The 14,131-nt window shown below is 76.2% G+C and carries 9 protein-coding genes; 2 read left to right on the top strand and 7 right to left on the bottom strand.

All coding sequences use genetic code 11. From position 1 onward, the window contains the following. Window positions 1–11 precede the first annotated feature (11 nt). The 5 genes from CLV92_RS18125 to CLV92_RS18145 all read right to left on the bottom strand — a co-directional run bounded on the left by CLV92_RS18125 (window position 12) and on the right by CLV92_RS18145 (window position 5,950). Complete coding sequence (locus CLV92_RS18125; RefSeq protein ID WP_158257326.1) at window positions 12–1,238, bottom strand: hypothetical protein; 1,227 nt, start codon at window positions 1,236–1,238, stop codon at window positions 12–14. A 363-nt stretch (window positions 1,239–1,601) separates the two neighbouring features. Further along, window positions 1,602–2,267 carry a response regulator transcription factor gene (locus CLV92_RS18130; RefSeq protein ID WP_211291256.1) on the bottom strand — a complete coding sequence of 222 codons (666 nt, stop codon included), beginning with the start codon at window positions 2,265–2,267 and terminating at the stop codon, window positions 1,602–1,604. After that, a complete protein-coding gene (locus CLV92_RS18135; RefSeq protein WP_104435102.1) occupies window positions 2,264–4,348 on the bottom strand; it encodes a sensor histidine kinase in 2,085 nt (694 codons plus the stop codon). Before CLV92_RS18135 ends, CLV92_RS18130 begins: the two co-directional genes overlap by 4 nt. 97 nt (window positions 4,349–4,445) lie before the next feature. Then, a complete protein-coding gene (locus CLV92_RS18140; protein WP_104435104.1) occupies window positions 4,446–5,207 on the bottom strand; it encodes a hypothetical protein in 762 nt (253 codons plus the stop codon). Between the two features lie 110 nt (window positions 5,208–5,317). Further along, the gene (locus CLV92_RS18145) at window positions 5,318–5,950 is read right to left on the bottom strand and encodes a hypothetical protein (protein ID WP_104435105.1); all 633 of its coding nucleotides are present in this window, start codon (window positions 5,948–5,950) and stop codon (window positions 5,318–5,320) included. A 173-nt stretch (window positions 5,951–6,123) separates the two neighbouring features. On the opposite strand from CLV92_RS18145, the gene CLV92_RS18150 reads away from it, so the two are divergent. Continuing rightward, window positions 6,124–8,256, top strand: a complete 2,133-nt coding sequence (locus CLV92_RS18150) for a sensor histidine kinase (RefSeq protein ID WP_104435107.1) — start codon at window positions 6,124–6,126, stop codon at window positions 8,254–8,256. Beyond that, window positions 8,253–8,906: a response regulator transcription factor gene (locus CLV92_RS18155; RefSeq protein ID WP_211291257.1), complete on the top strand. Its 654-nt coding sequence runs from the start codon at window positions 8,253–8,255 to the stop codon at window positions 8,904–8,906. Before CLV92_RS18150 ends, CLV92_RS18155 begins: the two co-directional genes overlap by 4 nt. 37 nt (window positions 8,907–8,943) lie before the next feature. On the opposite strand, the gene CLV92_RS18160 is transcribed toward CLV92_RS18155, so the two are convergent. Both CLV92_RS18160 and hrpA read right to left on the bottom strand, forming a co-directional pair. After that, window positions 8,944–9,786 carry a DUF4262 domain-containing protein gene (locus CLV92_RS18160; RefSeq protein WP_104435109.1) on the bottom strand — a complete coding sequence of 281 codons (843 nt, stop codon included), beginning with the start codon at window positions 9,784–9,786 and terminating at the stop codon, window positions 8,944–8,946. A 71-nt stretch (window positions 9,787–9,857) separates the two neighbouring features. Then, window positions 9,858–14,120 (bottom strand): ATP-dependent RNA helicase HrpA, encoded by a 4,263-nt coding sequence (hrpA, locus tag CLV92_RS18165; RefSeq protein WP_104435110.1) that lies wholly within the window; start codon window positions 14,118–14,120, stop codon window positions 9,858–9,860. Between the last annotated feature and the right edge of the window lie 11 nt (window positions 14,121–14,131).

Here is a 14,131-nt window from a genome sequence, read left to right on the forward strand (position 1 = left end):
CGCAGCGACGGCTAGGCGGGCGCGGTCGCCGGGGGCGTGCTGGCGGCCTTCGGGGCCACGGCGTCGAGCAGGGCTCGGCCCCGCAGGTCGACGAGGTGGGTGAACAGCTCCTGCGAGACGCCCAGCGCCACCGCCCAGGCGAGCAGAGCTCCCGGGCTGCTCAGGCCCAGGTCGATCCCGCCGGGCTCGGAGCGCAGCACCAGCAGGCCGAGCACCGCGGTGAGGGCGCCGAGCGGGATCTTCAGGGCGGCGAGCGCGGCCGGGACCGCGTAGGGCGTGGAGGTGCCGTCGATGTGCCGCAGGGCGGCGGCGGCGCTGAGCACCGCCCCGGCGGCGCCGAGCAGCGCCGCCACGGTGACGTCGAACCGGCGGTCGGGTCCAGCGGTCGGGCAGACGAACGGCTCCACGGTGCACAGCGGCAGCGCCGCCGGCTGCCAGGCGGCGAAGGCGCAGAGGAAGAGGACCGCGAGGAACCCGGCGACGCCGGCGACCACGACGAGGCGGCTGAAGCTGCGAACCCTCACGTGGGCTGCGTCGGAGGCGCTGTGGGCGCTGCGCAGTGCCAGGAGGACCTGCTGCCGCTCCGGCGACACGGAGGGCCTCGACGGGGCCTGCGGCGGGGTTCCCGCACCGGTTTCCCCGCCGGTCCGCGCGGAGGTCGGGGCCCGGAGCAGCGCCCGGATCGACGAGCGCTGGACGCCCCGGCGCGGAACGTGCCGGCGGAGTTGGTCCGCCACCCACGGGAGCATGCCGGCGACGGCACGCTCCGGGAGCCGGGCCACCAGGATGAGCTCCGCGGCATGCAGGGCCGACCAGGTCTGCTCGACCGCTGCGCCGGAGAACGCCCTGCGCGGGCCGGGCCTGCGGCTGCAGAGGAGTTCGACGGTGGCGAGCAACCGGGCGAACTCCTCGCCGACGCCCGCGGGGGCGCCGACGACGTAGGCGGCCCAGTCCGCGCGGAGCTGGTGCGCGCGGGCGAGCGCCTGGGCCTGCCAGATGTGGGAGCAGAGTGGATCGGGCCCGACGCGGATCGCCCGGGAGGGGTTGCCCCCCGCGTCGGGGCTCGCCGCCGGCTGCGCGGTCCCGGCGTGCGGGGTCGCGGGCGGCCCGTCCGGTTGGGAACCGATGCGCAGGTCCCACCAGTTCTCGCGCTCTGCTCCGTTGCGGCGCTTCAGGTCTGTCGTCGTGGCCGCGTTCTCCCCGGCAGCACCTGGCTGCGGCAAACCGCCATTCCTCATCGATCCTCCTCGTCGGTGCGCCGTCACGGGCGCTTCCGCGGCCCGCGACGGGCGGATGTCGTGCGTGGTGCCGTGCGTGGCGTCCGGCGTGGCGTCCGGCGTGGCGTCCGGCGTGGCGTCCGGCGTGGTGTCCGGCGTGGTGTCCGGTGTGGTGTCCGGTGCGAGGAGGCTCCTCGCCCGGTTTCCCGGTCCGCACGGGGGCACGGCCCCGTCCGGCCGGGAAGCTGCGCCGGGCGCGCCGCCTGCCGCCGACGTCGAGTGTGGTGGGCGGGACGTCCCAGGCGCCCGGGTCCGGAGTCCCGAGGTCCGCCGGGACACGCGGCCGAGGACGGCTCCCGGGACGGGCGCGGCGGGCCCCCGGGGTCAGGAGCGCGTCCCGGGGGCGCTGGTGGTTCCGAGGCCGGCGTCCCTGGCCCGGGCGACCGCGGCGGCCCGGTCGCCGACGCCGAGCTTGCTGAGGATGCTCCACACGTGGTTCCGGACGGTCTTCTCGCTGAGGAAGAGCTGCTGGGCGATGACCCGGTTGCCCAGGCCGCGGGCGGCGAGGTCCAGCACCTCGACCTCGCGGTCGCTGAGCTGGGGCAGGGCCCGGGCGGACCCGTCGGCGCGACCGGTGGTGAGGGTCCGCTGCACCTCCGCGGCTGCGGGGCCCGCGAAGACGAGTTCCCCGTCGGCGACCGCCCGGACGGCCCGCACGATGCGCTCGCGGCTGGCGCCCTTCACGAGGTAGCCGCGGGCACCGGCACGCAGGGCCGCGCGCACCGACTGGTCGTCCTCGAGCATCGTCAGCACGAGGACCGCCACCTGGGGAACGGCGCTGCGGATCCTGCGCAGGGCCTCGACGCCATCCGTGCCGGGCATCCGCAGGTCCAGCAGCACGACGTCCGGGACGGTGCGGACGCTCAGGTCGACGGCCTCCTCGCCGTCCCTGCCCCGGCCGACCACGCTGATCTCCCCGTCCTCGCAGAGGGCGGCGCTGATGCCGTCGAGGTAGACGGGGTGGTCGTCGGCGACCACGACGCGGATCATCCCGGCACCCCGGCCGGGTCCGGCTCCGCCAGGGGCAGCCGCAGGTGGACCCGGGTGCCGGCGTGGTCCGACGCGACGGTGCTGGTGCCCCCGAGCTCGCGCGCCCGCTCGGCGATGGACGCCAGCCCGGTTCCGGTCCCGGCGGCACCGGCGGCCACCGGTTCGGGACACGAACCGTGGAGGCCGACGCCGTCGTCGCAGACGGTCAGCTCCATCGCGCCCGCGCGCACCCGGACCTCGACGTCGCACGTGGTGGCGGCGGCGTGGGTCGCGACGTTCGTCATCGCCTCCATGGCCGCCCGGTAGGCGGCCAGCTCCACGGCCGCCGGGACCTCCCTGCCCGACGTGGGCAGTTCGGCGTGCACGACGAAGCGGGTTCCGCTGCTGGCGGTGAGGGTCTCGGCGTGCTCGCGCAGGGCCCCGGGGAGCCCGAGGCCGTCGAGGACCGCCGGGCGCAGTCCGGAGACGAGGTTCTTCACGTCGCCGAGACAGGTGAGCACCTGCGCGTCGAGGCGTTCCAGCGCAACGGGATCCGGGGCACGGCCGCGCCGGGCGCCACCTGCCGCGGCGGAGAGGCCGAGGCTGATGCCGGCCAGGGAGGGACCGATGCCGTCGTGCAGGTCGCGGTGCAGTCGGCGGCGCTCCTCCTCCACGGCCCGCACGAGGTCCTGGCGCGCCCGCTGCGCCTGCCCCAGCAGGCCGCTGGTGCGGACGGCGACGGTGATGAGGGGCAGCAGGTCCGCCAGGAGGTGCTCGTCGACCGGGTCGAGGCGGCGTCGGCGGGGGGGCAGGTGGATCCGCAGGTGGCCCAGGTGCTCACCTCCCCATTGCAGCGGCACCGACAGGACCCGCGGCGAGGCACCCGGGCTGGCGCTGCCCGGTTCGCCCGCGCCGCTCCCGTCGAGGTCGACCTCCACCCGCGGAACCCGCAGGGACCGGGCCAGGAGCTGCGCCATCGAGCCCAGCGGCTCCTCGTCGTCGGGGAGGCGGGTGAGGTGGGCACCGAGGGAGCGCAGCACCTGCTGGCGGTCGCTGCCGTCGCCGTACACGAGCCGGTCCACGACGCGCTGGGTCAACCGGTGCAGGGGCGCGATGCCGAGCGCGATGACCACCGCGGCGAGCGCCGTCTGCACCGGGGCTCCCGCGAGGCCGCCGCCGATCGCGGCCGCGCCCAGCCCCAGGGCGGTGAGCACGGCCGCGCTGAGCACGGCGTGCACCAGCGCCCGGCTGACGAGCCGGTCACCGTCGAAGAGCCCGTAGCGCACGACGGCCACGCCCAGCGCCAGGGGGAACGCGAGGTAGACGACGGGTGCGACCCACCAGAACGGCAGCACCAGTGGGAGGAGCACGAGCCCGAGGTACGCCAGCAGCGGCCACGCCATCCGCCTGCGCTGCGCTCCCCCGCAGGTACGCAGCCCGATCAGCCGGGCCACGAGGGCGGCCGTTCCGCACGCCACGACCGTGAGCAGACCCGTGACGACGACCCCCGTCAGGATGGCCTCCGGCAGCCCGCCCAGCGGCGCGGAGTGCGGAACCTGCGGGAAGGAGTCGACGACCAGCGCGCCCGAGCCGACGCCCAGCAGCACGGCGACCCCGCCGGCCACCGCGGCCAGCGCCGCGACGGGTCGCCACCGTGGGGAGGGCAGCCGCCCGGTGGGGAACAGCAGCGGCACGGGGCCGACGAGCAGCAGGAACCCCAGCCACCAGGCGTTCGCGGTGATCCACACGGCGATCAGCACGAGCGGGCCGGGTGGGCCCTGGGCCAGTTCCTGCGAGAGCCACTGCTCGCCGAGGACGGTGACGCTCTGCAGGTTCGCGACCGCGAGCAGGAGCCACCCGAGGACGTTGCGCGGGCCGTGCCAGGTGACGAGGGACCCCGCGGCGGCGAAACCGACCGCCACCAGCGACGAGTTCAGCTCGTTGGCCGCCCAGGACGTGGTCCCGCTGCCGCGGGCGTCGAGCACCTGTGCCAGCAGGACCTGTGCGACCGCCAGGACGGCCAGCGCCGCGCCCGCCGCCCGGGCGGGAGTGGACGGGCGCGCGGAGCGCAGCGCGTCGTGGTCGCCGGCGTCGACGGTCACCGCCCCACCTCCCCGTGGCCCGTCCAGTCTGCTCGCCGGGTGCGCGGCTCCACCAGCCTTCGACCGCTCGGCTCGCGACCGCTCAGCCCGCGACCGCTCAGCCGGCCGACCCACCGGTGCGCGCCCCGGCCCGGGCGGGGCGTGCGCCGCCCCCGCGCAGCACGGTGACCGCGATCCAGGCGTTGGCGACGACCAGGAGGGCGGAGCCCGCCGCGGCCCATCCGAGCCCGAGGTCGAGCACGAGCATCGCGAGGATCAGCAGCAGCGCACCGCGCGGCACGCTGCGGGAGCGCCACAGCGCCACCACGAGCGCCACGATCCCCAGCACCGAGCAGGGGATGAACATCACGGCGGCGACGAGGACCGGGGGGCTGAGCTGCTCGCCGGCGACGACCACCGCGGCCGGATCCAGGCCCCCGATCACCATGGCCTTCTCCACCATCTCCATGCCCACCACCACCGCGTGACCGATCAGCCCGATCGCGGCCAGCACCGCCCCGGTCCACGCCCACCGCGGGCTGCCCCGCAGCGCCAGCAGCACCTTCACGAGGACCGCGCCCAGCGCCAGCGGCAACGCCACGAGGGCCAGCGCGGCGGCCAGGTGCGGCCGGCCGGGGTCGGCCGCGACGGCGACGAGCCAAGCAGCCCGGTCACCGGACCGCGACACCAGCAGGCCGGAGACCAGCTCGAGCAGCGGCGCGGCCACGAGGACCCCCGCCGCTGCGGTCCGTGCGCCGCGGGACCACTCGGCGGCGACCGGGGGACGGACGGCGACGGCGGGCTCGGTGGCGACCGGCCCCTGGGGTCGGGCTGTCGAGGGCTCCACCGGCGAACCTGCGCGCGGGATGCGGATGTTCATGCGACACCTCCCTGGAGGGCGCCGGCGGCGCCCGGTCGGCACAGCGTCCGCCGCCGCCCGTCCCGGCCGCCTGAGGCGGCGGTCCCGGGGCTCCGGGACCCGCGCCGCCCTCAGCCGGCCCGGACCCGCGAGGCCGTGGCGACGACGACCGCACTCAGCAGCACGTACGCCACCGCCATGACGTGCAGCAGGAACAGGTCGGCGAGGAAACCCGCGAGGAGCAGCGCGCCCCACGCCACGGCCGGTCCGCCGGCGCGCAGCAGCAGCGCACCGCACAGCAGCAGCCCCGGGTAGGTCAGGAGGGACAGCGCCTCCACCACCATCACCTGCGCCGGCAGGTCACCGCGGCCCAGCAGCGCGCCCCACACCAGCGCCGCGCACGTCAGCGCCACGTGCACGACGGGGCCCACGGCCAGCAGCAGCGCGGCGACCCGTCCGGCGCGCCACCGGCCCGCCCCCACCCGCGCCAGCAGGGCGAGGGCGCCGACGGGGATGAGGATCCAGTACTGCTGCAGCGTCAACCGTCCCAGCCACTGCGCCGGCTCCGCGGAACCCGTGGCGTGCAGGTGCTGCACGAGGACGGCGTGCGCGTCGGCCAGCACGGCGCCGAGCGCCAGTGCGATCCCGACGGCCGGGGCGGGGAGTCTGCGGGCCGCGCGCAGCAGCGCTGCCGCCGCTCCGGCGGGTGCGGTTCGCGTGGCGTGCGGTCCGGACGCGGGGACCTGTCGAGCCGTGCTGGACATCTGGACTCCTCGGGTGCGGGGGCCGGCCTCCACCGGCCGCGTCCTCCGACGTTCCACCGGGCCCTTCCCACCGGGCACGGGAGTGCGGCCCCACGCGTGACCGGGAACCGCGGGCGCGGAAACCGGGAACCGGGCCCCTGGTGCTCCCGCCCCGGGCCGAGCACGCTGGGACGATGGCCACCGCACCGGTCGAGGTCCCGACGCGGCACGACGACCCGAGGGGGCGGCCGCGGGTGCGCCTCCGCGGTCGCCACGTCGGCGGTCCGGCGGCCCTGGCGGTGCTGGCGGTGCTGGCGGCCGCGGTCTCGGTGGTCTGCGCCCTGACGGGTGCGGGCCTCACCCTGGCGTCCGACGTACCGCGGACCGCGGAGGACACCTCGCTGCTGGCGAACGTCGTCGCCGCCGTCGTGCCCTGCGTGGCCGGCGCCCTGCTGGCCCGTGACCGGCGGGCGCGCGTCCTCGCGGTGCTGCTCCTCGTGTCGGGCTCGGCGATGGCGCTGTCGCTGCTGGTCGGCGCCTTCGGGGAGTTCGCCCTGCTCCGCGGCTGGGACGGGGCGGCGTGGGCGGTCTGGCCGGGCCAGTGGTTGTGGGTCCTCTCCGTGCTTCCGAACGTGACCCTCCTCCCCCTCCTGTTCCCCGACGGCCGCCCGCCGTCGCGGCGGTGGCGGCCCGTCCTCGGGCTGACCGTCGCGGCCGTCCTCCTCTTCGCCGCCGTCGCGGCGCTCCAACCGGGACCGCTCGACCTCTCCCCGGCGCTGCGGCGCCACGTCGGGGACGACACGGCCGACGCGGTCGTGAACCCCGTGGGCGTCGACGCCGCGTGGCTCCCGCTCCTGTCGGACGCCGTCTCCGCCGCCGTCCTGCTCGCCGTCGTCCTCTGCGTGCTGTCGCTGCCGGTGCGGTGGTGGTCCGCCCGCGGGCCCGTGCGCTCGCAACTGCTCTGCCTGATGGCCGCCTACGCGGGCGTGGTCCTCATCGACCAGGTCGCTCCCCGGCTGCCCGCCGGCGCGGACCAGCTGCTGTTCGCGCTCAGCCCGGTGCTGCCGGTCGCCGCGATCTGGGTGGCGGTGCGCCGCCACGGGGCCTACGACCTGCGCCTGGGGGTCCGGCGCACGACCGTGTTCGCGCTGGTGACGGGCATCGTCTTCGCCGTCTACGCCACGGTCGTCACCCTGTTCGTGGGGGTGCTCGGCGCCCGCTCGCTGGAGGCCGCCCTGCTGGCCTCCGTCGTGGTGGTGGCGGTCGTGGAACCGGCCCGGCGCTGGGTCCAGCGGGCGGTGAGCAGGTGGCTGTTCGGTGACCGCGACGATCCCCTGGCGGCCCTGTCCCGGCTGCGTCGCGACCTGGACGCGCTGCCTGGCGACGACGACGGCCTGCACTCGGTGGCCGCTGCCATCGCCGCGGCCCTGCGGGCCCCGCACGTCGCGCTGACCCTGCCGGGAGGCGCGGCGGTGGGCGTGGGGGAACCGGGGGGCGGGTTCCTCGAGGTGCCGCTCATCCATCGCGGCGAGGAGGTCGGGACCCTGCGCGTCGGAACCCGGGGACCGGTGGACGCCTACGGCCGCAGGGACCGGATCCTGCTGGAGGAACTGGCCCGAGTGGCCGCCGCGGCCGCGCACGCCGCCCGCCTGGCGCGCGAACTCGCCAGGGCGCAGGAGCGCTCCCTGCGCGTCGGCGCCGAGGAGCGCCGCACCCTGCGTCGCGACCTGCACGACGGCCTGGGCCCGCTGCTGGCCGGGGCCACCCTGGCGCTGGAGGGGATGCGCCTGGCACGGCCGGCGGGCGACCCCGCGGCGGCGGCGCTGGCACGGGTGGGGGCGCAGGTGCGCGTGGCCGGGGCGGAGGTGCGCCGCATCCTCGACGGGCTGCGGCCCGGCCCCGTCGACGACCTCGGCCTCGTGGAGGCGCTGCGCCAGCACGTCGCAGCCTGCCGGCTGCCGGATTCGACACCGGACCTGCGGGTCGTGGTGGACGGGGACCTGCCCCGGTTGCCGGCGGCCGTGGAGGACGCCGCCTACGGCATCGCGCTGGAGGCGCTGACCAACGCGGTGCGCCACGCCGGCGCCTCCCGCTGCACCCTCGTCCTGCGGGCCGACGAGGAGCTGCACCTGGAGGTCCGCGACGACGGGTGCGGGGCGCCCGCGGACTTCCGCGCGGGTGTCGGCCTGAGTTCCATGCGCGAGCGCGCCCGTGCCCTCGGGGGGAGCCTGCGCCTGATCCCCGCCCCGGGCGGCGGAACCCTCGTCCGGGTCGCGCTGCCGCTGGCCGAGCGGACCGCCGACCCCGCCTCCGGGATCCCGTCGTGAGGCCGCTGCGGATCGTCGTGGCCGACGACCACGCCGTCTTCCGCGAGGGCCTGCGGACGTTGCTGTCGGCCATCCCGGGGTACGAGGTGGTCGCCGAGGCGGGTGACACCGACAGCGCCGTGGCGGTCACGCTGGCCGAGGTCCCCGACGTGGCGGTGATGGACCTGTCCATGCCGGGCGACGGCGGGGTGCACGCCATCCGGCGCATCGTCCGGCAGGTTCCGCAGGTCGCCGTCCTGGCCCTGACGATGCACTCCGAGGACGCCGTGGTGCGTCAGGCCCTGACCGCCGGGGCGCGCGGCTACGTCCTCAAGGACGCCGCGGCGGCGGAGATCGTCCGCGCGATCGCCGCCGTCGCCAACGCGCAGACGATCCTCGACGGCAAGGTCGCCGCGAGCCTGCTGTCCGCGGCGGTGCAGCAGCCGGCCCGCACGACCTGCCCGGAACTGGCGGCGCTCACGGCACGGGAGCTGGAGGTGCTCGAGCGCCTCGCGCGCGGGGCGGGCAACGACGCGATCGCGGCCCGCCTCGGCATCAGCCTCAAGACGGTGCAGAACCACGTCTCGAACATCTTCTGGAAGCTGGGCGTCACCCACCGCGCCGAGGCGGTCGCCCGTGCCCGCGACGCCGGCCTCGGCGCGCCCCGCTGACCGGGGCAGGGCCGGCCCCGCCCCGGCGCGCGGGCGTTCACGCCCCGGCGGGTCGCACCTCCCACTCGGCGGCGAGGGCGTGGCGATGGGCGGTCCAGCCGGCGCCCAGGGACGCCATCAGGGCGGCCAGCGAGGGGTCCCGGTCGAGCAGGTGGTGCAGGCAGAGGATCCGCGCGGGCTCGACGTCGACGTCGTGCACCTGGTCGGTGAAGGACCAGTCCCCGTCGTCGTGGTGCTGCACTCCCAGGACGGGCAGCGCGCCGTCGGCGACCCATCCGGTCGCGAGGACACCGAGGTGCGGATCGAGGTCGAGGTCGCCGAGGTCGTGGTCGCCGTCGGCGCAGGTTCGGCCGGTGGCCGGCGGGTCGAACGTGCCGGTGGCCGGCGGGTCGAACAGGACCGGCTGCAGGTGCGGGACGGCGTAGCGGGGGTCCCACGGCGGCCGCCCCTCCCGGTCGGGGACGGCGAGCTGGCGGACGCGGACGTCCTCCTCGCCGTACAGCTGGAAGGCGGCGCCGAGGGGGTCCGTCAGCCGGATGGCGTCGTGCAGGCTGAGGACGTGGTCGCCCCGGAGGAGGCCGGCGATCGGCTGCCCGTCGGCGAACTCCTCCCCCGCCGCCATCCGCCCGGCGACGTCGTTGAGGAGCTGCAGAGCGACGTCCGGGGCGAGCCCGTAGACGATCACCTCGGGCAGGCGCCGCTCGGTGAGGCCGACGGTGTGGGAGAAGCCGGGCGCACCCTCCCCCTCGGGGACCGCCATGACCATCCAGCCGTGGTCGGCGATGATGCGCCGCCACTCCTCCGCCCCGGAGCAGTCGCAGGAGCAGCCGGAACCGGCGGCGCGGCCGCGCCTCAGCCGCTGGACGATCCTCGAGAGCACCCGCGGATCGTCCCAGACCGCACTTCCTGGGGCGGGGCGCCTCCCCCGTTCCGCCGCTGGGCCTGCGCCGTTCAGGCCACCTCGGCCAGCGCCTTGAGGACCCGCTCCTCCGAGACGGGATGGGCGGTGCCGACCGCCTGGGCGAACTTGGAGATCCGCAGCTCCTCCAGCATCCACCGCACCCGCGCGACCGCGGCGGGCACCTCCTCCCAGTCGCCGTAGCGGGCGCGCACGGCCTCGTAGGAGGAGCGCACCCGCGCCAGCTCCGCCATCCGGACCCGGTCCCGCTGGGGGTTGGCGGGCAGGGCCTCCAGCCGTCGCTGCGCACCGCGCAGGTAGCGCAGCAGGTCCGGCAGGCGCTCGAAGCCGGTGGCGGTGACGAAGCCGGGGGCGAGGAGTTCGGAGAGCTGCCCCCGCACGTCGCTGAGGGAGGGCACCAGCGTCAGGCTCGACGTGCGCGACAGGGCCCGCTCCACCTCGGCGGCCGCGCTCAGCACGCGCAGGGTGCGCTGCAGCACCTCGGTGGCGCGCTGGGGCAGCCCGGCGCGGACGGCGGCCAGCAGCCGGGTGAAGTCCCCTGCCGTGCGCACCGGTCCCCCGGCGGCCGCGAGCAGGGAGTCCACGGCGCCGGTGACGCAGTCGTCGAGCACCGCCGCGGCGCTGCCGTGGGGCGCGCGGGCCAGCAGCAGCTTCGCGTCGTTGGGCAGCTCCGCCTGCATCGCGCGCGCCGGCGAGGGCAGGTTCAGCAGGAGCAGGCGGCGGGTGCCGCGCCACATCGAGCGCTCGGCCTCCCCGGCCGTGGCGAAGGTCCGCACGCCGACGGCTCCGCCCTCGTCGACGAGCGCGGGGAAACCCGTGACCTCCACCCCGCCGCGGTGGCTGGTGTGGGTGGCGGGGATGTCCGCGGGCAGCTCGTCCCACGAGCTGGCGCCGGTGCGCTGCAGCTCGTCGGAGGCCTCCTCCAAGTTCTCCTGCACCTGCCCGGCCAGGGACTGCCGCAGCGCCTCGAAGTCCTTGCCCTCGGCGAGGACGGTGCCGGGCGCCGCGTCCGGGGACTCCGCGTCCGGGATGTCGGAGACGATCCGGAACGTCACCCGCAGGTGGCCGGGGACCTTCTCCCAGTCGAAGTCCTCGGCGAACACCTCCACCCCGCTGCCGAGGCGGGGCAGTTCGCGCTCCAGGGCGTGCGTGAGAGGTTCGGTGTGCGGGCGCACGCGGCGCAGGACGGCCGCGGCGACGTCCGGGGCGGGGACGAAGTTCTTCCGCAGCGCCTTGGGCAGGGAGCGGATGAGGGCGGTGGCGAGGTCGTGGCGCAGGCCGGGGACCTGCCACGTGAAGTCGTCCGCGTCGAGGCGGTTGACGACCCCGAGGGGCACCTCGACGGTGACGCCGTCGGCGGCGGAGCCCGGCTCGAACTGGTAGGTCAGCCGCAGCGCCAGGTCCCCCTGCCGCCACACGTCGGGGTAGTCGCTCTCGCTGACGGTCTCCGCGCCCTCGGCCACCAGCATGGCCGGGTCGAACGTCAGCAGGTCCGGCTCCTCGCGGCGCACCTGCTTCCACCAGGTGTCGAAGTGCCGGCCGGAGACGACCTCGGCGCCGACGCGGGCGTCGTAGAAACGGAAGAGGGCCTCGTCGTCGACGACGATGTCGCGCCGCCGCGCCCGGTGCTCGAGCTCCTCCGCCTCCTCCAGCAGTTCCCGGTTGCGGCCGAAGAACTCGTGGCGGGTGTCCCAGTCCCCCTCCACGAGGGCGTGCCGGATGAACAGCTCCCGCGACAGCTCCGGGTCGATGCGCCCGTAGGCGACGGTGCGCCCGGCGACGATCGGCACCCCGTAGAGGGTGACGCGCTCGGTGGCGACGACGGCGGCGCGCTTGCGCGACCAGTGCGGCTCGGAGTACTGCCGCTTCACGACGTGCTCGGCGAGCGGCTCGATCCAGCGGGGGTCGATCGACGCGGCGACCCGCGCCCACAACCGGGAGGTCTCCACCAGTTCCGCCGCCATCACCCAGGCCGGCTGCTGCCGCCCGAGGGAGGAACCGGGGAACAGCGCGAAGCGCGCGCCGCGCGCGCCGAGGTACTCCGTCATCGGCCGCACCACGGAGCGGGTCTGCTTCGTGGGCAGCTCCTTCATGCCGATGTTGGCGAGCAGCCCCGCCAGCAGGGAGCGGTGCAGGCCATCGGCGTCCACCGCGGCGGCGGCCACCGCCTCCGAGCCGGTGCCGGAGGAGTCCGCGCCCTCCTCGGCGACCTCGGGGAGTTCCGGAGCCACGACGTCCATGCGCAGGTCGCGGGCGACGCGGCGCAGCTGGGAGAACGTGTCCTGCCACTCCCGCACCCGCAGGTGATGCAGGAACTCCTGCTTGCAGCGGCGGCGGAACGCCGAGGAGGACAGGTCCCGCTGCTGCCGCTGCAGGTACCACCACAGGTTGAGGTAGGTGAGGAAGTCCGACTGCTCGTGGCGGAACCTCGCGTGCGACTGCGCGGCCTGCTGCTTCTGGTCGTGGGGGCGTTCGCGCGGGTCCTGCACGGACAGCGCGGCGACGACGACGAGGACGTCGTGCAGGCAGCCGTTGCGGTGGCCCTCCAGCACCATCCGCCCCAGGCGCGGGTCGATGGGCAGGCGCGCCAGGTCGCGGCCGGTGGGGGTGAGGCGCGGAACCGTCCCGGTGCCGCTGCCCGGTTCGAGGGCGCCGAGTTCCTGCAGCAGGTGGACGCCGTCGGTGATGGCGCGCTTCTCCGGCGGCTGGACGAACGGGAATGCCGCGACGTCGCCGAGGCCGAGGGAGGCCATCTGGAGGATGACGGAGGCCAGGTTGGTGCGCAGGATCTCCGGGTCGGTGTACTCGGGGCGGGAGAGGTAGTCCTTTTCCGAGTACAGCCGGATGCAGACGCCTTCGGCGACGCGGCCGCAGCGGCCGGCGCGCTGGTTGGCCGAGGCCTGCGAGATCCGCTCCACGGGCAGCCGCTGCACCTTGGTGCGGTGGCTGTAGCGGGAGATGCGGGCCGTGCCGGCGTCGACGACGTAGCGGATGCCGGGGACCGTCAGGGACGTCTCGGCGACATTGGTGGCCAGCACGATCCGCCGGTTGCCGGAGGTGCGGAAGACGCGGTGCTGCTCCTCGGCGGACAGCCGCGCGTACAGCGGCAGCACCTCGGTGCCCTGCCAGCCCCGTTCCCGCAGCAGCGGCTGCAGGGCGTCGGCGGTGTCGCGGATCTCCCGCTCCCCGGAGAGGAACACGAGGATGTCGCCGGGGCCCTCGGCGGCGAGCTCCCGCACGGCGTCGACGATGCCCTCGGTCTGGTCGCGGTCGCCGTCGGTGCCGGCGGCGACGTAGGCGTCCTCCGGGGAGGGGCCGACGCCGTCGTCGGTCTCGTCGTCCTCCTCGTCCTCGGGTTCCGCGTCGGCGGCCAGCAGCGGGCGGTAGCGGACCTCGACGGGGTAGGTGCGGCCGGACACCTCGATCACGGGTGCGCCGCCGAACGCCTCCGCGAAGCGGCCGGTCTCGATGGTGGCGGAGGTGATGACGAGCTTCAGCTCGGGCCGGCGCGGCAGGAGCTGCTTGAGGTAGCCGAGGAGGAAGTCGATGTTGAGGCTGCGCTCGTGGGCCTCGTCGATGATGATCGTGTCGTACTGGCGCAGGTCGCGGTCGCGCTGGACCTCGGCGAGCAGGATGCCGTCGGTCATGACCTTCACGAGGGTGGAGTCGCTGACCTGGTCGGTGAAGCGCACCGCGTAGCCGACGAGGTCACCGAGCTGCGTGCCGACCTCCTCCGCCACGCGCTCGGCCACCGCCCGCGCGGCGATCCGGCGCGGCTGGGTGTGCCCGATGGTGCCGCGCACCCCGCGCCCGAGCTCCAGGCAGATCTTCGGCAGCTGGGTGGTCTTGCCGGAGCCGGTCTCCCCCGCGACGACGACGACCTGGTGCTCCCGCAGTGCCGCGGCGACGCGGTCCTTCTCCTGGCTGACGGGCAGTTCGGGCGGGTAGTGCAGGGCCGGCACGGCGGCGCGGCGGGACTGCACCCGCGCGGCGGCCCGGTCCACGTCGGCGGTGAGCTGGGTGAGCTGCTCCTCGAAGCGGGCGGGCTCGCGCTGGCCGGCGAGGGCGTGCAGGCGGCGCAGGAGGCGCTGCTCGTCGCGCAGCGACAGCTCCGGCAGGCGCGCGGCGAGGTCACGGGCGCGCGGGTCGTCGGGCAGGACGGCCGGGCGGTGCGCCGCGGACGGCGGGCCGCCGCGGCGGCGGCCGGGGGTGCGGCGGGCGCCCCGGGCACGGGTCTCGTCGGTGCGGGTGCGGTCGTCGGCGCGGTCGCCGGTGCGACCTTCTCCCTGCGGCATGGCGGGCTCGA

The sequence above is a fragment of the Kineococcus xinjiangensis genome (genome assembly GCF_002934625.1).
GTDB lineage: Bacteria > Actinomycetota > Actinomycetes > Actinomycetales > Kineococcaceae > Kineococcus_A > Kineococcus_A xinjiangensis.

What these genes read in the sequence shown, in the direction of transcription:
- CLV92_RS18140 (WP_104435104.1), bottom strand. Translation starts at nt 5,207, where the DNA reads ATGAACATCCGCATCCCGCGCGCAGGTTCGCCGGTGGAGCCCTCGACA.
- hrpA (WP_104435110.1), bottom strand. Translation starts at nt 14,120, where the DNA reads ATGCCGCAGGGAGAAGGTCGCACCGGCGACCGCGCCGACGACCGCACC.
- CLV92_RS18145 (WP_104435105.1), bottom strand. Translation starts at nt 5,950, where the DNA reads ATGTCCAGCACGGCTCGACAGGTCCCCGCGTCCGGACCGCACGCCACG.
- CLV92_RS18130 (WP_211291256.1), bottom strand. Translation starts at nt 2,267, where the DNA reads ATGATCCGCGTCGTGGTCGCCGACGACCACCCCGTCTACCTCGACGGC.
- CLV92_RS18125 (WP_158257326.1), bottom strand. Translation starts at nt 1,238, where the DNA reads ATGAGGAATGGCGGTTTGCCGCAGCCAGGTGCTGCCGGGGAGAACGCG.
- CLV92_RS18150 (WP_104435107.1), top strand. Translation starts at nt 6,124, where the DNA reads ATGGCCACCGCACCGGTCGAGGTCCCGACGCGGCACGACGACCCGAGG.